General features: G+C 69.3%; 14 protein-coding genes. 11 read left to right on the top strand and 3 right to left on the bottom strand.

The annotated features are described in order from the left end of the window. Positions 1-10 precede the first annotated feature (10 nt). From mrcB to tsaB, 4 genes are read left to right on the top strand one after another with little or no spacing between them, the layout of a single operon-like run. The gene (mrcB, locus tag ACTHN1_RS07335) at positions 11-2,431 is read left to right on the top strand and encodes a penicillin-binding protein 1B (protein ID WP_440470325.1); all 2,421 of its coding nucleotides are present in this window, start codon (positions 11-13) and stop codon (positions 2,429-2,431) included. 2 nt (positions 2,432-2,433) lie between these two features. Continuing rightward, positions 2,434-3,033, top strand: coding sequence for a tetratricopeptide repeat protein (locus tag ACTHN1_RS07330; RefSeq protein ID WP_440470324.1), 600 nt, complete (start codon positions 2,434-2,436; stop codon positions 3,031-3,033). Between the two features lie 2 nt (positions 3,034-3,035). Continuing rightward, entirely contained in the window at positions 3,036-5,036 is a 2,001-nt protein-coding gene (locus tag ACTHN1_RS07325) for an ATP-dependent DNA helicase (RefSeq protein ID WP_440470294.1), read from the top strand. Beyond that, positions 5,033-5,758, top strand: a complete 726-nt coding sequence (gene tsaB, locus ACTHN1_RS07320; protein ID WP_440470293.1) for a tRNA (adenosine(37)-N6)-threonylcarbamoyltransferase complex dimerization subunit type 1 TsaB — start codon at positions 5,033-5,035, stop codon at positions 5,756-5,758. The genes ACTHN1_RS07325 and tsaB overlap by 4 nt, the downstream gene beginning before the upstream one ends. Before the next feature lie 55 nt (positions 5,759-5,813). Here tsaB and ACTHN1_RS07315 read toward each other — a convergent pair whose 3' ends face one another. The 3 genes from ACTHN1_RS07315 to gshB all read right to left on the bottom strand — a co-directional run bounded on the left by ACTHN1_RS07315 (position 5,814) and on the right by gshB (position 8,027). Next, a complete protein-coding gene (locus tag ACTHN1_RS07315) occupies positions 5,814-6,035 on the bottom strand; it encodes a hypothetical protein (protein ID WP_440470292.1) in 222 nt (73 codons plus the stop codon). Between the two features lie 167 nt (positions 6,036-6,202). Continuing rightward, entirely contained in the window at positions 6,203-7,078 is an 876-nt protein-coding gene (locus tag ACTHN1_RS07310) for an energy transducer TonB (RefSeq protein ID WP_440470291.1), read from the bottom strand. A gap of 1 nt (position 7,079) precedes the next feature. Then, positions 7,080-8,027 carry a glutathione synthase gene (gene gshB / locus ACTHN1_RS07305; protein ID WP_440470290.1) on the bottom strand — a complete coding sequence of 316 codons (948 nt, stop codon included), beginning with the start codon at positions 8,025-8,027 and terminating at the stop codon, positions 7,080-7,082. A 241-nt stretch (positions 8,028-8,268) separates the two neighbouring features. Between gshB and pilG the strand changes: the two genes are divergently transcribed. The 7 genes from pilG to ACTHN1_RS07270 all read left to right on the top strand — a co-directional run bounded on the left by pilG (position 8,269) and on the right by ACTHN1_RS07270 (position 19,863). Then, on the top strand, positions 8,269-8,670 hold the full coding sequence (gene pilG, locus ACTHN1_RS07300) for a twitching motility response regulator PilG (protein ID WP_141455768.1): 402 nt from the start codon (positions 8,269-8,271) through the stop codon (positions 8,668-8,670). 43 nt (positions 8,671-8,713) lie between these two features. Beyond that, positions 8,714-9,247 carry a chemotaxis protein CheW gene (locus tag ACTHN1_RS07295; RefSeq protein WP_440470289.1) on the top strand — a complete coding sequence of 178 codons (534 nt, stop codon included), beginning with the start codon at positions 8,714-8,716 and terminating at the stop codon, positions 9,245-9,247. Positions 9,248-9,284: 37 nt separating this feature from the next. Beyond that, the gene (locus tag ACTHN1_RS07290; RefSeq protein ID WP_440470288.1) at positions 9,285-11,321 is read left to right on the top strand and encodes a methyl-accepting chemotaxis protein; all 2,037 of its coding nucleotides are present in this window, start codon (positions 9,285-9,287) and stop codon (positions 11,319-11,321) included. Between the two features lie 89 nt (positions 11,322-11,410). Continuing rightward, a complete protein-coding gene (locus ACTHN1_RS07285; protein ID WP_440470287.1) occupies positions 11,411-17,608 on the top strand; it encodes an Hpt domain-containing protein in 6,198 nt (2,065 codons plus the stop codon). Beyond that, a complete protein-coding gene (locus ACTHN1_RS07280; protein ID WP_440470286.1) occupies positions 17,595-18,896 on the top strand; it encodes a chemotaxis protein CheB in 1,302 nt (433 codons plus the stop codon). The genes ACTHN1_RS07285 and ACTHN1_RS07280 overlap by 14 nt, the downstream gene beginning before the upstream one ends. A 13-nt stretch (positions 18,897-18,909) precedes the next feature. Next, the gene (locus ACTHN1_RS07275) at positions 18,910-19,377 is read left to right on the top strand and encodes a chemotaxis protein CheW (RefSeq protein ID WP_440470285.1); all 468 of its coding nucleotides are present in this window, start codon (positions 18,910-18,912) and stop codon (positions 19,375-19,377) included. A 135-nt stretch (positions 19,378-19,512) separates the two neighbouring features. After that, positions 19,513-19,863, top strand: a complete 351-nt coding sequence (locus ACTHN1_RS07270; RefSeq protein ID WP_440470284.1) for a hypothetical protein — start codon at positions 19,513-19,515, stop codon at positions 19,861-19,863. Positions 19,864-19,891 lie beyond the last annotated feature (28 nt).

The following is a 19,891-nucleotide window of genomic DNA, read 5'->3' as shown; positions in this document are numbered from 1 at the left end:
CCATTGTCGCATCCCCGTGGCCCATACCGACTACGACGACGAAGACGATTACGAGTACGACGAGGACGACACCGAGGGCCGCCCGGCCTGGCGCCAGCGGCTGATCACCTGGGGCCTGGCAGCCCTGGGCCTGGGGCTGGGATTCCTGATTCCGTATACGTTGTACCTGAACCACCAGGTCACCCAGCGATTCGGGGAGCTGCGCTGGCAGGTGCCCACGCGCGTCTACGCGCGCCCGCTCGCGCTGGCGCCGGGCGTGGCGATGGACGCCCAGACCCTGAAGACCGAGCTGGCCGCCGCGTCCTACCGCGAGGACGGCACCGGCAAGCTGCCCGGCACCTACGCCCGCGAGGGCGGCCGCTTCACCATCTCCAGCCGCGGCTACGTCGACGTCGACGGGCAGGTGGCGCCGCGCCGGATCCAGGTCAGCCTGTCCGGCGGCCGGGTCGCCGGGGTGCGCGACGTCGATCGCCGCCAGAACCTGAAGGCCGCGCGGCTGGATCCGGCGCGCATCGCCACCCTGTACGGGCAGAAGCAGGAGGAGCGCCGGCTGGTCCGGTTGAAGGAAGTCCCGCTGCTGCTGGTGACCGGCCTGCAGGCGGTCGAGGATCGCGACTTCAAGGATCACCACGGCATCGATCTCAGCGGCATCGCGCGCGCGGTGTGGGTCACCCTGCGCTCCGGCGGCGAGACCCGCCAGGGCGCCAGCACGCTGACCCAGCAGCTGGCCCGCAGCGGCCTGCTGGGCATCGGCAAGGAAGTCACGCCCTCGCGCAAGTTCAATGAAATCCTGTTCGCCCTGATCCTGGAAGCGCGCTACGACAAGAGCACGATCCTGGAGGCGTACTTCAACCAGGTGTACCTCGGCCAGCGCGGCAGCCAGGCCATCCACGGCGTCGCGGCCGGCGCGGAGTTCTGGTTCGGCCGGGATCTGAATTCGCTGACCACCGAACAGGTCGCGCTGCTGATCGGCATGGTGAAGGGGCCGTCCTACTACGACCCGCGCCGCAATCCCGAGCGGGCGAAGGAGCGTCGCGATTTCGTCCTGGGCAAGCTGCTGGAAACGCGGCTGATCGACGAGAAGGAATACAAGCGCGCGCTGGCCGCGCCGCTGGGCGTCACCCAGACCCCGGGCATGGCCGCGGCCAACCGCTTCCCGGCCTATGTGGATCTGGTCCGCCGGCAACTGGCGCGCGACTATCCGGAAAGCGCGCTGCAGGGCGCCGGCCTGAGCGTGTTGACCGGCATGTCGCCGTCCGCGCAGGCCTACGCCGAAGGCGCGGTCACCCGCACCATCAAGGCGCTGGAAAACAAGCGCCGGCCGCCGTTGCAGGCGGGCGTGGTGGTGACCGACGTGCACGACGGTGACGTGCTGGCGGTGGTCGGCAGCCGCGACGTGTCGCAGCCGGGCTTCAACCGCGCGGTGGAAGCGCAGCGCCCGGTCGGTTCGCTGCTCAAGCCGTTCGTGTACCTGCTGGCGCTGGCGCAGCCGGACACCTATTCACTGGCCAGCTGGGTCGATGATTCACCGGTGACCGTGCAGCTGGGCCGCAACCGGCGCTGGACGCCGGGCAATGCGGACAACCGCAGCCATGGCACCGTGCGCCTGATCGACGCGCTCGCGCGCTCGTACAACCAGGCCACCGTGCGCGTGGGCATGAAAGTCGATCCGGAGCGGCTGGCCGAACTGCTGCGCGTCCTGGCCGGCGTCAAGGCCGACGCCAACCCCGCGCTGATCCTGGGTTCGACCGACCAGAGCCCGTACGCGATGGCGCAGCTGTACCAGTTCCTCGCCTCCGGTGGCGAAATCCAGCCGCTGCACGCGGTACGCGGTGTGCTGGATCCCAACGGCAAGCTACTCAAGCGCTACGACAAGACGCCCGCGCCGGCGCAGGAAGGCGATTCCATCGCCGCCAACCTGATCAGCGTCGCCCTGCAACAGGTGGTCAGCAACGGCACCGGCCGGCAATTGCTCGGCGACGGGCTGGGCCGGCTGCAGTCCGCCGGCAAGACCGGCACCAGCAACGACGGCCGCGACAGCTGGTACGCCGGCTACACCGGGGATCACCTGGCGGTTGTCTGGATGGGCAACGACAAGAACGAACAGACCGGCCTGCAAGGTGCGACCGGCGGCATGCGGGTGTGGTCCAACTTGTTCGCGCGACTGCCCAGCGCGCCGCTCAACGTGTCCGGCAAGGGCCTGGACTGGCAGTGGGTGGTGGGTAGCAACACCACCGATCCCGGCTGTCCGGGCGCCCGCCAGTTGCCGTTCGTGGCCGGCTTCGCACCCGCCTACAGCGCCTGCGTCATCGAGGCGCCGGTGACGCCGGAAGAAGAGAGCGGTGGCTGGCGCAGCTGGTTCGGCCTGGATCGGAAACCCGAGGAAGCCCCGCCCGCCGAAGACACTCCCCCGCCCGCATCACCGCCATGAAGATGAAGTTGTTCCCCCGCGCCGCCGTCCTCGCCATCACCACGATCCTGCTGGCTTCCTGCGCCATCGCGCCGCCGGAACCTGAGCCGCCCGCGGTCGCCGCGCGCACCCCGGCGCAGATGCTGGCGGCGGTCCACAAGGCCGCGCAGGGCGGCGACGATCGCGAGTTGAACGTGCAGCCGCTGCGTGATCCGGAAGTGGAGGATCTGCGCGCGACCGCCGGCAAGGCGATGAGCGGCGGGAACCCCGCCGCCGCCGCCGCCGCGCTGGACCAGGCGCTGGGCATCGTCGCCGACGATCCGGCGGTGTTGCAGGAGCGCGCCGAAGTGGCGCTGGCACAGGGTGAATTCGATCGGGCCGAACAGTTCGCCACGCGCGCGACCGGCCTGGGTTCCGCGGTTGGCCCGCTGTGCCGGCGGCATTGGGAAACCGTCCGCCAGGTCCGCGAGCGTCGCCGCGAACTGGCGGCGGCGCCCTTGAAGCGGCCCAACCAGGCGCAACTGGACGAACAGGCGGCGAAGCTGGCCGCGCTGGATCGCGCCATCGCCGAAGCCGGGCAGCAGTTCGACACCTGCACGGTGCCCGGCATCAATAGAATGTAGGCATGTCCCAGCTTGCCCAAGCCAGTTGCGAAGCCCTCAGCGAGGGCGGCGCGCTGGCCAGCCGTCTCGATGCTTTCGTTCCGCGCGAGGCGCAGCAGCGCCTGACGCGCGCGATCGCCGATGCCTTCGACCAGCGCGACGTGCTGATCGCCGAGGCCGGCACCGGCACCGGCAAGACCTTCGCCTATCTGGTCCCGGCGCTGCTTTCCGGCCTGAAGACGATCGTCTCCACCGGCACCCGCGCGTTGCAGGATCAGCTCTATCACCGCGATCTGCCGCGCGTTCGCGACGCGCTCGGGGTCGGCCTGAAGTCGGCGTTGCTGAAAGGGCGCGCCAACTACCTGTGCCGTTACCGGTTGGAACAGGCCAAGGGCGAGCCGCGCTTCACCTCGCGCGAGCAGGTCGATCAGTTCCAGCGCATCGTGGCCTGGGCCGGCCGCACCCACTTCGGCGACATGGCCGAACTGGCGACGCTGCCGGATGATTCGCCGCTGTTGCCGATGGTCACTTCCACGGTGGACAACTGCCTGGGTTCGGATTGCCCGTTCTGGGAGGACTGTTTCGTGGTGCAGGCGCGCCAGCGCGCGCAGGCGGCGGATCTGGTGGTGGTCAATCATCACCTGCTGCTGGCGGATCTGGCGCTGAAGCAGGAAGGTTTCGGCGAAATCCTGCCGGGCGCGCAGGCCTTCGTGATCGACGAGGCGCACCAGCTGCCCGAACTGGCGGCCAATTTCTTCGGCGAAGGCTTCGGCATGCGGCCATTGCAGGAACTGGCGCGCGACTGCCTGAGCGAATGCAAGGACGTGCCCGGCGCGCTGGCGACGATGCAGGCGCCGGTGCAGCAGCTGGAACAAACGCTGCGTGATCTGCGCCTGGCGATGGACGGCCTGCCGGTGCGTGGCACCCGCGAACGCGCGCTGGGCAAGATCGAGGTCAGCGAGGGATTCGACAACGTGGTCGACGCGCTGGCGGCGTTGTTCCAGTGCGTGGTCGGCATGGCCGAGGCCTCGATTGGCCTGGATGCCTGCGCTGCGCGCGCGCGCGAACTGTCCACCCGGCTGTCGCGCTGGCTGGGAGAGGACGAGGGCGAGGCGATTCCCGGATTCGAGGACGACGAGGCCGCGGCGCACGACAGCGTGGGCGATGTCTTCTGGTATGAACTGACCCAACGCGGTTTCCGCTGCCAGCGCACCCCGCTGGATGTATCGGCGCCGTTGCGCCAGCATCGCGAACAGTCGCGCGCCGCCTGGGTGTTCACCTCCGCCACGCTCGCCGTGGGCGGACATTTCGATCACTACGCCGAGCGGCTGGGCCTGGAGGATCCGCCAACCTTGCTGCAACCCAGTCCGTTCGACTGGCCGCAGCAGGCGCTGTGCTACCTGCCCGGCAACCTGCCGGATCCGGCTTCGCGCGATTTCGGCCGCGCCGTCATCGAGGCGGTGAAACCGGTGCTGCAGGCCTCGCAGGGGCGTGCCTTCCTGCTGTTCGCGTCGCACCGCGCGCTGCGCGAGGCCGCCGAACTGCTGCGCGGCGGCCCCTGGCCGCTGTTCGTTCAGGGCGAGGCGCCGCGCGCGCTGTTGCTGCAGAAATTCCGCGAATCGGGCAATGGCGTGCTGCTGGGCGCAGCCAGTTTCCGCGAAGGCGTGGACGTGGCCGGCGACGCCTTGTCGGTGGTGGTGGTGGACAAGCTTCCGTTCGCCGCGCCCGACGATCCGGTGTTCGAGGCAAGGCTGGATGCGATTCGCCGGCACGGCGGCAATCCGTTCCGCGACGAACAACTGCCGCAGGCGGTGATCGCGCTCAAGCAGGGCGTGGGTCGGCTGATCCGCAGCGAGACTGATCGCGGCGTGCTGGTGCTGTGCGATCCGCGCCTGCTCGGCAAGTCGTATGGCCGGGTGTTCCTGGAGTCGCTGCCGCCGTTCGCGCGCACCCGACGGGTGGAAGACGTGCGGGCCTTCTTTGCGCCAGAATCGGTGGGCCAGAGGGAGATGGACCTGTCATGAAGCTGCTTGCATTCGAGACCGCCACCGAAGCTTGCTCGGTGGCGCTGTACCTGGACGGCGAGGTGCGCGAGCGCTTCGAGATCGCGCCGCGCCGCCATGCCGAGCTGGCGCTGCCCTGGGCCGAGGCGCTGCTGGCCGATGCCGGCGTGGCCCGCACGGATCTGGACGCCATCGCCATCAGCCGTGGTCCCGGCGCGTTCACCGGCGTGCGCCTGGCCATCGCGCTGGCGCAGGGCATCGCGATGGCGCTGGACCGGCCGATCGTGCCGATTTCCACCCTCAAGGTGGTGGCCGCGTCGCTGGTGCTTCCCTACGCGACCGAGCCCGCGGGATCGAAGCAGCGCATCCTGGCGGCGATCGATGCCCGCATGGGCGAAGTCTATGCGGGGGCGTTCATGCGCGATGGCGCGGATCTGGTCGCGCTGTCGGATGAAACCGTCGGCACGCCCGACGCGGTGATCCTGCCGGACGAGGACGGGCGCTGGCATGGCGCCGGCACCGGCTTCGCCGCGCTCGACGGCGCGTTGCAGGCACGCCTGCAACCGCACCTGGCCAGCGTGGATGCGCAGGTCCTGCCGCATGCCTCGGATCTCGCGCAGCTGGCGTCACTGGCGTATGCACGCGGCGAGACCGTCGCGCCCGAGCGCGTGGAGCCGGCCTACCTGCGCGACAACGTCGCCCTGACGCTGGCCGAACAGGAAGCGCTGCGCGCGTCGAAGTAGGCGCCGCCGGATCCACACGTGCGCCCGCACCCAGGACGCGGACGCACGATGGCATTCACGCCTGCCGCTTGCGCGCATGCACCTCGATCACATCCAGCAGCAGCGGACGCTGTCGCTTCGGCACTTCGCGGAACAACTGCAGCAGCCAGCGCTCGTCGCCATCGCGGACGACGTCCTCGGCCGCCAGCCGTTCAAAGTCGACGCCGGTCAGGCGGGCGAGTTTCAGCCTGTGGCCGACGGTGGGCGCGATGTCGCCGTGGGCTTCCCAGTTGGCCACCGCGCCACGCGTGACGCCGAGCGCATGGGCGTGGAAACATCGATGTGCTCGACATGAGCATGGCGCACGGGAGATCGCGCTGGTGTTCGCCTGACCACGCGGGCACCCCTGATTATTGCGATCAGTCTGCGCGCTTTCGCGTCGACGCGCTGGAAACGCCGTCCGCTTCACTCATCCCGCACTTCGCCGCCCGGCAGGAAATTCCAGGTGCGGGTGACGTGCAGGATGTCGATGTGCTCTTCGGTGTCCGGCAGCGGCGGAAAGGGTTCGGCCATGCGGACGATGCGCAGCGCGGTGGAGTCGAGCAGGGGAATGCCGCTGGACTGGATGATGCGGGTCTGCTCGACCGAACCATCGCGGCGCACCGCCACGCTGATGACGAGTTGCCCGGCCAGGCGCTTGCGGCGCGCTTCGTCCGGGTAATTCAGGTTGCCCACGCGCTCGGCGCGATCCACCCAGGCGCGCAGGTAGTTGGCATAGGCGTATTCGCGGGTGCTCGCGGAAACGAACTTGCGCTTGGGCCGCTTGGCATACAGCTCCGAGCGCAGGTGGATCTCCGCCGCGAGGCGCGCCATCTCGGCGTCATGCTCGATCTTGCGATCGCCTCGCGGCAGGTCGGGACGCTCGAGCGGCGGCGTCGATTGCGCGGGCGGCACCCGCAGGTCGCTGTCGCGGGTCGCGATCACGCGGGCTTCCGGCGGTGGCGCGGGCGAGGGAGCCTGCGCGCGCAGCGGCTGCGGCGCGAGACCGGTCTCCTGCTGGGGAACCCAGCCGGCCTGGCTGTCGCGTGGCCGGCGCGCCTTGTCGTGATCACCACCCCCCTGCTGGTTGGCGGCGGCCAGGAAGTCGGCTTCCTTCGGGGTCAGCGGTGTCTGGGTCTGGCTGAGCACCACGTCCAGGGTCGGCACCACCGGCGCCGCCTCGTCCAGGGTGAAACCCACGCCCAGCACCAGCATCCCATGCAGGATCAGCGACAGCGCCAGGGTCGCGCCCAGGCGTTCGTTCTCGCCGACGCGGGGCGGGGAGACGGCGACCGCGTTCATTTCAGCCGGCCAGCTTGCGCTCGATGACGTCGAACAGCTGGCTGGCGATGTTCAGGCCGAACTGGGCGTCCAGTTCGCGCACGCAGGTCGGGCTGGTGACGTTGACCTCGGTCAGGTAGTCGCCGATCACGTCCAGGCCGACGAACAGCATGCCGCGACGCTGCATTTCCGGACCGACCTGGCTGGCGATCCAGCGGTCGCGTTCGCTCAGCGGGCGGCCCTCGCCGCGGCCGCCGGCGGCCAGGTTGCCGCGGAACTCGTCGCCCTGCGGGATCCGGGCCAGCGCGTAGTCCACCGGCTCGCCGTCCACCAGCAGGACCCGCTTGTCGCCATCCTTGATGCCCGGAATGAAGCGCTGCGCCAGCGTCTGCCGGCCCGAACCGATCAGGGTTTCCAGGATGACGTTGGTGTTGGGGTCGCCGGCGCGGACGCGGAAGATCGAGCGGCCGCCCATGCCGTCGAGCGGCTTGAGCACGGCTTCACCGTGTTCGTGGACGAAGGCTTTGAGCGCGGCGGCGTCGCGGCTGACCAGGGTCGGCGGACAGCATTGCGGGAACAGCAGCGCGGCCAGCTTCTCGTTGAAATCGCGCAGGCCCTGCGGATCGTTGACCAGCAGGGCGCCGGCGGCCTGGGCCACGGACAGGATGTGGGTGTCGTACAGGTACTCCGAATCCACCGGCGGATCCTTGCGCATCAGCACCGCCTGGCCGGGGCCGAAGCGCTGGTCGACCGGTTCGCCCAGGGTGAACCAGCCGGCCTTGTCGTCCTTCACCGCCAGCGGCGCCGTCCGCGCCCAGGCCTCGCCACCCCGCAGGGACAGGCCGCCCGGCAGCACGTAGTGGAGCCGATGGCCGCGGCGCTGGGCCTCCAGCAGCATGGCAAAGGTGGTGTCCTTGGCGATCTTGATGGACCCGATGGGGTCCATGACGACGATGACATCGAACGGCATGGCGGGAGCTGGCGAACCGGTGCGGGAGTGGCGAGATGTTAGCAGGCCCCCGCCGACGGACCCGCCCGCCGGGCTCGCCGGAAACCGGGGAAGGTCAAATGAGACGGGGTTCGCATCGCCGTGTTCAGCTGGCCCCTTTCCGGAGCCTCAACTTGACAGTCCGCGCCCGGGCTGGAATATAGGGGACATCGCAGCGACGCCGGTTGGTCAATGAAGCGTCGCGCGCACGGGGATTCCAGTAATGACGCAGAACGCTGACCGGGCCGGGGAACTCAATGGCCTCCGGGTCATGGTTATCGATGATTCGAAAACCATCCGCCGCACCGCGGAGACCCTATTAAAACGTGAAGGTTGCGAAGTGGTGACCGCGACGGACGGCTTCGAGGCGCTCGCCAAGATCGCCGACCAGCAGCCGCAGATCATCTTCGTCGACATCATGATGCCGCGGCTGGACGGCTACCAGACCTGTGCGCTGATCAAGAACAACCAGGTGTTCAAGAGCACCCCGGTGATCATGCTGTCCTCCAAGGATGGCCTGTTCGACAAGGCGCGCGGCCGCATCGTCGGATCCGAGCAGTACCTGACCAAGCCGTTCACGCGCGAGGAACTCCTCGGCGCGATCCGCGCGCACGTCAGCACCTGAGCGCCGTGACGCCGACCGCAACACCGCGCACTGGGAGCGGACCATGAGCCGTACACCGTTCGACATTCTTGCCGAGTACGAGCGCCGCAGCCTGGCGCACGCGGTCGTGCTGCCCGCCGTCGAGCAGGCGCCGGACCAATGGCGTGGCGTCGGCTACCGGGTTGGCCAGCGCCGGCTGGTGTCCAATTTCGCCGAAGTGGTGGAAATCGTGCCGCTGCCGCCGATGACGCAGGTGCCCGGGGCGCAGCCCTGGCTGCTGGGCATCGGCAACCTGCGCGGCAACCTGTTCCCGGTGGTCGACCTCAAGCAGTTCCTGGAGGGCGAGCGCACGGTGCTGCACGAGGGACAGCGGGTGCTGGTGATGCGCCAGCCCGGCGGGGACGTCGCCCTGACCATCGACGAACTGTATGGACAGCGCAGCTTCAACGAAACCCAGCGGACCGAGCCGGGGAGCCTGGCCGAGGGGCGTTACGCACACTTCGTCGACCGTGCCTATCACGGCGACGAGCACGATTGGGGGGTGTTCGCGCTGTCGTTGCTGGCGCGCACGCCGGAGTTCCGACAAGCCGCGCTCTGACGCGGACGACAACTAGAAACAGCCAGGGGTTTGGAACATGAGCACTGCGGCGGATTCCCCCAACACCAGCAAGCTGGGCGGCCTGGGCAGCACGTCCTGGCTGGTCCTGCTGGTGATTGCGGTATTGCTGTTCGGCGCCAACACGGGCGTCGCCACGTGGCAGGGCAGTCGCCTGTCCGGCGCCAGCACCGGCGCATCGGACATGCGCGTGCTGTCGCAGCAGCTGGCCAACTATGGCCGCGAGGCCGTGGCCGGCAACGCCGAGGCATTCAAATCGTTCCGTTCGACCAAGGAACGCATCGACACCACGGTCAGTGAGCTGGAAGGCCGGTTCGGCAAGGAAGGCGCGATCGTCGGTCCGCTGACCCAGCTGAAGGCGACCTGGGCGCCGCTGGACAAGAGCGCCGACCAGATCATCGCCAGCGAAGCCGCCGTGCTCGCGCTGTCGGGCAACGCCGACCGCTTCGCCGGGCAGATCCCGCAGTTGCAGGCGCAGTTGAACGAGGTGGTGCGCGCGATGTCCGCCAGCGGCGCGCCGTCCTCGCAGATCTACAGTGCCCTGCAGCAGGTCGTGCTGGCCGGCACCATGGCCCGTCGCGTGACCGAAATCCGCGCCGGCGGCGCGGGCGCCGCGATGGCCGGCGACGCGCTGGGCCGCGACGCGGTGCTGTTCGGCCAGGTGCTGGACGGCCTGCGCAACGGCAACGCCGACCTGGGCATCGCCGCGGTCCGCGGCCCCGGCGCGCTGGCGGCGCTGGAGCAGTCGCAGGCGCTGTGGACCAACATGAAGAAGGATCTGGACGCCATTCTCGGCAGTTCCAGGAACCTGTTCGGCGCGCAATCCTCGGCGGCCTCGCTGACCAACGGTGCCGGCAAGATGCTGGAGGACAGCACCCGCCTGTTCGAGGCGTTCACCGCCTTCGGCTCGGTGCGCGACACCCGCATCTTCCCGAACTTCTGGATTTCCGTCGGCGCGGGTGCGCTGCTGCTGGTCTCGATCGGCGGCTTCCTGTTCAGCCTGTACCGCAACCGCCAGCGCGAGCAGGAAACGCGCTATCAGACCCAGGTCGAATTCAACAGCCGCAACCAGCAGGCGATCATGCGGCTGCTGGACGAAATCAGCTCGCTGGGTGAGGGCGATCTGACGGTGAAGGCCTCGGTGACCGAGGACATGACCGGCGCCATCGCGGACGCCATCAACTACGCCGTCGACGAACTGCGCAACCTGGTGACCACCATCAACGACACCTCGGTGCAGGTGGCGGCCTCGACCCAGGAAACCCAGGCCACCGCGTTGCAGCTGGCCGAGGCGGCCGGCCACCAGGCCGACCAGATCACCACCGCGTCCGAGCGCATCAACGAAATCGCGGTCAGCATCGACCAGGTGTCGCGCAACTCCACCGAATCGGCGGACGTGGCGCAGCGCTCGGTGCAGATCGCGACCGAGGGCGCCGGCGTGGTGCGCGAAACCATCCGCGGCATGGACCAGATTCGCGACCAGATCCAGGAAACCTCCAAGCGCATCAAGCGACTGGGCGAGTCCTCGCAGGAAATCGGCTCGGTGGTGGAACTGATCAACGACATTTCCGAGCAGACCAACATCCTGGCCTTGAACGCGGCGGTGCAGGCCGCGTCGGCGGGCGAGGCCGGCCGCGGTTTCGCGGTGGTGGCCGACGAAGTGCAACGCCTGGCCGAACGCACCTCCAACGCGACCCGCCGCATCGAGTCGCTGGTGCAGGCGATTCAGGCCGACACCAACGAGGCGGTCAGTTCGATGGAACAGACCACCGCCGAAGTGGTGTCCGGTGCGCGCCTGGCCGAGGACGCCGGTACCGCGCTGGGCGAGATCGAGCGTGTGTCCAGCGATCTGAACGACCTCATCAAGAACATCTCCGGCGCGGCCCAGCAGCAGTCCGCCGCCGCGACGGACATCACCGAAACGATGGGCGTGATCCGCCAGATCACTTCGCAGACCTCGCTGGGCGCCAAGCAGACCGCCGATTCGATCGGCCACCTGGCGCAGCTGGCGGCGGATCTGCGTCGCTCGGTCGCCGACTTCAAACTGCCGGGCTGAGGACGGAACGCACGGATGAAAGCCCGAATTTCCACCGCATGGCACCCGTCCCCGACGGGATGCCGCTCGCTTGCTGACGGAGCGTGCCGATGAGCGCGTTGCGCGAGGCCATGAGCCATGCCGTCCTGGGCTGGGTCAAACCCGAACTGGACGAAACCCTGCGCCTGGCGCGCGGGGAAATCGAGGCATTCGTCGAGACGCCGGCCGACACCGGCCGCATGCGTTTCTGTGCCGGCTACCTGCACCAGGTGCAGGGCACCCTGCGGATGGTGGAACTGTATGCCCCGGCGATGGTCGCCGAGGAATTGGAGCAACTGGCGCAGGCGCTGCAGGAAGGCGCGGTCGCCGATCGCGAGGAAGCCTGCGCCACCTTGATGCGCGGCGCGGTGCTGCTGCCGGATTACCTGGAGCGCCTGCAGGACGGCCATCGCGACATCCCGATCGTGCTGCTCCCGCTGCTCAACGAGATCCGCAACGCCCGCGGCGCGTCGGGCCTGAACGAGAGCATGTTGTTCCCGCCGGGAACGCAGGTCGCCGCGGCGCCGGAACCCAGCGCCGAGGAAATCGATCACGCGCGCAGCAGCATCAGCGGCCGCAACCGCGAACTGCTGGACACGGTCGGCAGCGCGGTCAAGGAGGAACTGCTGCGGGTCAAGGACGCGCTGGACCTGCACCTGCGCACGCGTGGCGACGCCGCCGCGCTGCAGCAGCAGGTCTCGGAGCTGGGCAACGTCGCCGATACCCTCGGCATGATGGGGCTGGGCGTGGCCCGCGACGTGGTGCAGCAGCAACGCGACGCGCTGCGCGACGTGGCCGAAGGCCGCCGCCAGGCCGACGAGGGAACCCTGCTGGACATCGCCGGCGCGCTGCTCTACGTGGACGCGTCGCTGGACGATCAGGTCGCCCGCCTGGGCGGCCCGGTGGACGAGGGCAGGCAGGATCCGAGCGCGGTCGAGTCACAGCGCACGGTCGAAGTGCTGGCCCAGGAAGCGATCATCAACTTCGCCTCCGCGCGCGAGAAGTTCGTCGCGTTCATCGAGACCAACTGGGATCACGCCGAACTGACCGACGTGCCGCGCCTGCTGGACGAGGTCGCCGGCGCGATGCGCATGCTCGAACTGGACCAGGCCGGTGACTACCTGCTGGGCGTGCGCCGTTACGTCAGCAATGAACTGATCGGCAAGCGACGGGTGCCCGGCGGGCAGCAACTGGACACGCTCGCCGACGCGCTGGCCAGCCTGGAGTACTACCTGGAGGCGCTGCGCGAGCGGCGCCCCAACCGCGACGACATCCTGGAAATCACCCGCAGCAGCCTGGAAAACCTGCGCTATTGGCCGCTGCCGGACGAAGCGGCGCCGACCGCGGTGCCGATCGGCATGGCGGTGGAAACGCCGCCCGCCGCCGTATCCGCGCCGGAGGAGATCATCGCGGCGGTGACACCCGCCGCTTCCGGCGAGGACGCGGCGGCGCATGCCAATCCGTTCGATCCGGTGGGTTTCGAGTTCACCGAAGAAGCGTCGCCGCCGCCCAGCACCGTGCCGGTCAGCTGGGAATCGGTGGAGCTGGACGTGGAATCCGCCGTGGCAGGCGAGGACGCCGGGGATGCCGAACTGGCAACGGTGATGGCCGACATCGACGCCGCGGCGAGTGCGCTGGCACCGGGTCATGACGTCGCCGCATCGCACGCGGTCGCGCACGCGCCTCCAGCGCCTCCCGCAGCGCCGGCGGCCACGCCGCTGGCCGGTGGATTCGAAGGCGATGCCGCGGACATCGACGACGAGATCCGGGAAGTGTTCCTGGAAGAGTTCGACGAGGAAATCGTCAACCTGCGCCAGTTGCTGCCGGCATGGCGGATGGTGCCGGAGGACCTCGAACGCCTGCGGCCGATCCGCCGCGTGTTCCATACCCTGAAGGGCAGTGGCCGGCTGGTCGGCGCCAAGGCGCTGGGCGAATTCAGCTGGAAGGTCGAGAACATGCTCAACCGCGTGCTGGATCGCACGCGTGCGCCCAGCATGGCGGTGGCCGTGCTGCTGGAGCAGGCCTGCGATGTGCTGCCGCAGTTGAACGCGGCGCTGCGCGGGCAGGCGCCGGTGACCGCGGATCTGGAAGGCATCAAGGCCGTGGCCGACCAGGTCGCGGCGGGCGAGGAAGCGTTCTATTCGAAGGGTGGTGATGCGACCGGCGCCGGCGAGGCCGAGCGGGAAGAGGCGTTCATCGAAACGGTCGAACCGACCGCCCCGGACCTCGCGCCCGAAACGGAATCCGAGGTCGAAATCGCGGACGGCACGCCCGCGTCGGTGGACTCGGTCCTGCGCGAGATCCTGGAAGCCGAAGTCGCCACGCACCTGGAGACCGTCCAGGGCTGGCTGTCGGCGGCGCATATCGCCCCGCAGCCGGCCACCGATCCGCTGCTGCGCGCGATGCACACGATGAATGGCGCGTTCGCGATGGCCGACGTGCCCGAGATCATCGAAGTCACCGCGCCCGCCGAGCAGTACATCAAGCGCCTGCTGGCCACGGCCGGCACGCCCGCGCCCGAAGGCGTGCAGGCGCTGTCGGATGCCGCCGCCGCGATCACGCGCAGCATCGACGCGCTCAAGAAGCCTTCGCCCCGGATCCCGGTGTTCGCGGAACTGTCCGCGCGTCTGGCCGCCTTGCGCGACAGCCTGCCGGAAGTGCGCGCGGGTGCGCAGCTGATCAACGACAGCGCGCAGGGCACCTACGTCGAAACCCTGTCCGGAATCGCGCCGCCGGCGCCCCTGGAAGACGTGCAGCTCGCGCCGCACGATCTTTCCCGGTTCATCGAACCGGCGCAGGCAGACGCGCTGGGCGTGGTCGGCTGGAAGGACGAACCGTTCGCGGCACAGGAAACCGCGTCCGCCGATGTTTCCGCGTCGCAGGCATCGCCGGAACCGCCCGCGCCGGAGCCGGTGCCGGAATCGGACGGCGGCGGAAGCGTTGCGGCGGATGCCGCGCCCGCGGCCGGCGCCATCGATTTCTACGATGTGCACGACGTGCGCACCTCGTATGTCTACACGCCCTGGTCCGATGCGGGTTCCGCGGTGGCCGCGGATGCTGCGTCCGCTGCGTCCGCTGCGGTTGAAGCCGCGTCGACCGGAGCCGATCCGGCGCCGGAAGAGGACGGTTCGGAACCGGTCCTCGAGGTCGCGGCCGAGCCGTCCGATGACGCGCTGGTGGTCGAGGAGATGGGGATCGAAACGTCGGGCGACGCAGCCGGCGACGACACCTCTTTCGAGTTCGACGACGCCGGGACCGAGGAAACCGCGCCCGCCGAAACCGGTGAGGTGTCCGGCGACGTCGCCGGCCAGGACGATGCGCTGGTATGGGAGAGCGTCGCGCTGGAAGAGGCCGCGACCACCGAGGTCGTCACCGCCGACGCAGCGGAATCGCAGGGCGACCTGGCCGCATTGCAGGATGGCGGAACGATCTTGGCCGACGCCGTGGAGGAAATCGCCACGGTGGAAGCTCCGGTGTCGATGGCGGATGCGGATGCCGCCAGCGCCGACGCCGCCATCGAAACGGAATTGGCGTCCAGCGACGAAACGGATGCGGGCGCTGCCGATGCCGTGCCGGCGACGGCCGACGCGGACGATGGCGAAGCGGGTGCCGGAACCGAAGCCGAAGCCGAAGCGTGGCGACATGACGAAATGGCGGCGGAAGACGAGTCCGCGCGGGACGCGGTCGCCTCCGACGAAGCCGAAGTGGAGGCGGGAGCCCTGGCCGAAGTCGCTGCCGAGGACTTCGCGGACACCGCGGACACCGAAGCAAGCATCGAAGCCAACACCGAAGCCAGCACTGAAGCCAGCACTGAAGCCAGCACCGAAGTCGACCTTGGCGTCCTGGAGGCGGGCGTCGCGCCGGTTTCCGGGGAACAGGCGGCATCGGACCCTGCAACGCAGGCATCCGGCGAGGACCTGCCGATGGAAGAGCAGCCCGAAGACGCCCTGGATCTGGCCGGCCTGGATCTGGACCTGGTCGAGATCTTCGTCGAGGAAGGCAACGATCTGCTGGATCACTCCGACGATCTGCTGGCCAAGCTGCGCGAGACGCCCGAGGACCGCAGCCTGGTGACCGGCCTGCAACGCGACCTGCACACGCTCAAGGGCGGCGCGCGGATGGCGGGCATCCACGCGGTCGGCGATCTCGGCCACGCGATCGAATCGATGCTGGAGTCGATCGTGGCCCAGCGCACCGAACTGGATCGCCGTGGCGTGCAGTTGCTGGAGCGCGGTTTCGACGCGCTGCACGAGCAGCTCAAGCGGGTGTCCGCGCGTCGCACCGTCCATATCCCCGACGGCCTCATCGGTGAATTCACCGCGCACGCGCGCGGCGTAGAGCCGCCGTCCGAACCCGCGCGCCAGGTCGAGGCGCCGCGCGCGCCGATCAGCCTGGCGCCGTTGTCGGCGCCGGTGGAGACCGAATTCGCGCAGGACGAGGAGTTCTTCCCGCACAGCCAGCAGGAGCAGGTGCGCGTGCGCGCGGATCTGCTGGATCGGCTGGTCAACCACGCCGGCGAAGTGGCGATCTACCGCGCCCGCCTGGAGCAGCAGCTGGGCGCGTTCCGTGGCGCGATGGCCGAGCTGGAGCGCACCAACATCCGTCTGCACGATCAGCTGCGTCGCCTGGATCTGGAAACCGAGGCGCAGATCGTCGCGCGTTACCAGCGCGAACAGGATCATCAGGACGCGACCTTCGACCCGCTGGAACTGGATCGCTTCTCCACCCTCCAGCAGCTCAGCCGCGCGCTGGCCGAATCGGCAGCCGACATCAGCGGCCTGCAAGGCGTCCTGGACGATCTGGCCCGCAACTACGACAGCCTGCTGCATCAACAGTCGCGCGTGAGTTCGGAGCTCCAGGACGGCCTGATGCGCGCGCGCATGGTGCCGTTCGAGGGCATCGTGCCGCGCCTGCGTCGCGTCCTGCGCCAGGCCGCCACCGACACCGGCAAGCAGGTCCGACTGCTGCTGGAAGGCACCCACGGCGAAATGGATCGCAACGTGCTGGAGCGCATGACCGCGCCGCTGGAGCACCTGCTGCGCAATTCCGTCGCGCATGGCCTGGAATCGCCCGAGAAGCGCGTCGCGGCGAACAAGCCGGAAGAAGGCACGGTGCAGGTCAACCTGCGCCGCGAAGGTTCGGAAATGGTGCTGAGCGTCCGCGACGACGGCGCCGGCCTGAACCGCGCCGCGATCCGGGAGCGCGCCGAACAGCGTGGCCTCCTGCAGCCGGGCGCCGCCATCGACGACATCGATCTGGATCGCCTGATCCTGGAATCGGGCTTCTCCACCTACGACAGCGTCAGCCAGCTGGCCGGCCGCGGCGTGGGCATGGACGTGGTCTACAACGAAGTCCGCCAGTTGGGCGGCTCGCTGGACATCGCGTCGCGCCAGGGCGAGGGCGCCGAGTTCACCCTGCGCCTGCCGCAGACGCTGGCGGTGACCCAGGCGGCGTTCGTGCAGATCGGCGAGACCCAGTTCGCGGTGCCGGTGGCCTCGGTCAGCGGCATCGGTCGCATCAGCCACGCGCGCTTCGAGTCGGGCACCGGCAGCTACGTCTACGGTGGCGAGGAGTACACCCTGTACAACCTCGGCCATCTGGTCGGACACGCGCCGGCGCGCGCCGAAGGCGAGGCGCAGGTGCCGCTGCTGCTCATCCGCGCCGGCGACATGCGCGCGGCGGTCGCGGTCGATCACGTACTGGGCAACCGGGAAATCGTGGTCAAGGCGGTCGGTCCGCAGATCGCGTCGGTGCCCGGCATCTACGGCGCCACCATCACCGGCGACGGCAGCGTGGTGGTCATCCTCGACATCGCGCCGCTGGTGCGCCGCCACCTGGCGCAGCCGCAACAGCCGGCGTCGGCCGCGCCGGCGCAGGAACAGCGGCGCGTTCCGCTGGTCATGGTGGTCGACGACTCGCTGACCATGCGCAAGGTCACCGGCCGCGTGCTGGAACGCCACAACTTCGAAGTGGTCGCGGCGCGCGACGGCGTGGAAGCGCTGGAGAAGCTGGAAGAGCGGGTGCCGGACCTGATGCTGCTGGACATCGAAATGCCGCGCATGGACGGTTACGAGCTGGCCACGGCGATGAAGGCCGAACCGCGCTTCAAGGACGTGCCCATCGTGATGATTACCTCGCGTACCGGCGACAAGCATCGCCAGCGCGCGTTCGACATCGGCGTGCAGCGCTACATGGGCAAGCCGTACCAGGAACTGGATTTGATGCGCAACGTCTACGATCTGCTGGGGATCGCACGTGTCCGGGAATGAGGCCAAGCGCGTCGCGCTGCTGGCGCGTCCCGGTCCGGCGCGGGAACGCCTGCGCGCCACCCTCAACGAAGTGGGGGCGGACATCGTGCTGGAAGACGATCCCGGCGCGATCGATGCGCAGGCGGTGGGCGATGCGGCGCCGCAGGTCGTGCTGGTGGCGCTGGAACCGGCCATCGAGGACAGCCTGGCGCGTTTCGACAGCCTGCTGGACGATCCTGCGGTCGCGGTGATCTTCGAGGAAGCCGAACTGGCGGCGCGTCGCGACGGTTGGGAGGCACGGCGCTGGGCGCGTCATCTGGCCGCCAAGATCAACGGTCATGACGACGTGTTGCCGCCGGGTCGCGAGGAAGACGCGTCGCTCGCGCTGGAACCGGGCCTGCCGCCCACGCCCGCGCAGATGCACGCCGACGCCGCCATCGACAAGCATGTGCACGAGGCGGTGGATCGCGCATGGGAACTGCCGGACGACGATTTCGCCTATCGCCCGCCGTCGGCCGCCGCGCAGGGCGCGGTGATCGATGCGGACGAATGGCTGCGCGGCGCCGCGCCGAATGCGGAAACGCCGGCCGAGCCGGCACCCGCGCCACCCCCGCCGCCGGTGATTGAGCCGGTGTGGGATCTGGCGCTGGAGCCGCTCAGCGCGGAACCTGCGGTCGCGCCGCCGCCCGTGGTCGCCCCCCCGTCATTGAACGACACGCCGACGGCATCGAAATGGGAGCTGTCGCTGGAACCGCTGGAGCCCACCGTGGCCGCGGGCGGTCCGCGTTCGCCGGGCGCGGTGCTGGTGTTCGCCGGCATCGGCGGTCCGGATGCGGTGCGCAAGCTGTTGGCCGAGCTGCCGCCCGATTTCGGTCGTCCGTTGATCGTCCACCTGAAACTGGACGGCGGACGCTACGACAACCTGGTGCGGCAGATGGCGCGGGTATCGACGATGCCGGTGCTGCTGGCGGAAATCGGACACGCCGCCGAAGCCGGACATGTCTACGTGCTGCCGGGGGATGTCGGTGTCAGCGTGGAGCAGGGCGCGGTGCATTTCCGCGCGCAGGGCGAACTTGAGAGCGCGGTGCTCCAATTGCCGCCGCGCGACAGCGCGGTGCTGCTGCTCAGCGGCAGCGACAGCCAATGGGTCGACACGGTCTGGCCGCTGGCGACGCAGGGTGGCTGGGTGGTAGGGCAGGCGCCGGAAGGCTGCTACGACCCGACCGCCTCGCATGCGCTGGCCGCGCGCGGCGGACAACTGGTGACGCCGACCGAGATGGCCCGGCAGCTGACCGAACGCTGGACTTGAGGAGACTGCTTTCATGGCACATGCGAACGACGAAATCCGCGGCGTACTGGTGCAGTCCGGCGATGATCGCCTGCTGCTTCCCAACGCGACGATCGCCGAAGTGCTTTCGCGCGCGCCGATCCTTCCGATCGAGGGTGCGCCGGCCTGGCTGGCGGGCGCCATCGACTGGCACGGCTGGCGGGTGCCGCTGGTCGCCTTCGCGCGCCTGACCGGACTCGGTGGCGATGTCACCGCGGCCAACAGCAAGATCGTGGTGCTGAAGGCGCTGGGTGGGCGCGAGGATCTGCCGTACTACGCCCTGTTGACGCCTTCGTTCCCGCGCCTGGTGTCGGTGCCGCGCGATGGCCTGCTGGCCGACGCCACCGAGGAGGAACTGCCGGCGGGCGTGCAGGTGCGCGTGCTGCTGGGCGACGAGGTGGCGATCCTGCCGGATCTGCAGGTCGTCGAACAGCGCATCCACGAAGCGCTGCAGGCGGCTTGAAGCGCCCGTTCACGCGGTTTCCACCGCGCTGAATTCCCGCTGGCGCGCACGCGCGGATTCACGCCGGGTTGGCGTCGGCGGTGACAGCGTGATCCAGCTGCTCAGGCAGTCCTTGCAGATCGACGGGAGGCCATCATGAAAGCCTGGATCCTTCTTCCCCTTTGGTTGCTGGCGTTGCAGGCCGATGCCCAGCAGGCGTCGCCGCAGCCGGTGCGCACCGAGCCGTTGACCGCCTACCAGGGCGGCGGCCAGAGTCGCCAGTTGCAGGAGCAGAGCGGACCGGTCACGGTGCGCTGGGGCCAACCCGAAGCCCTGCCCAACGCCGCCGATTACCGGGTGGGCATCGCCGACCTGGATCGCAACCGCGACGGCGTGCTGACCCGCGACGAGGTGCCGGAGAACCATGCCCTCGCCAGCGAGTTCAAGCTGGTCGACCGCAACCACGACGGGCGCATCACCGCCGAGGAACTGGCCGCCTGGCGATGAGCCGGTGCCGTCGCCGGACGCGAACACG

Source organism: Pseudoxanthomonas sp., from assembly GCF_051953815.1.
In the GTDB taxonomy this organism is placed as follows: Bacteria; Pseudomonadota; Gammaproteobacteria; order Xanthomonadales; family Xanthomonadaceae; genus Pseudoxanthomonas_A.
Note: the sequence above shows the minus strand (reverse complement) of the source record. Positions and strands in the feature narration are given on the sequence as shown.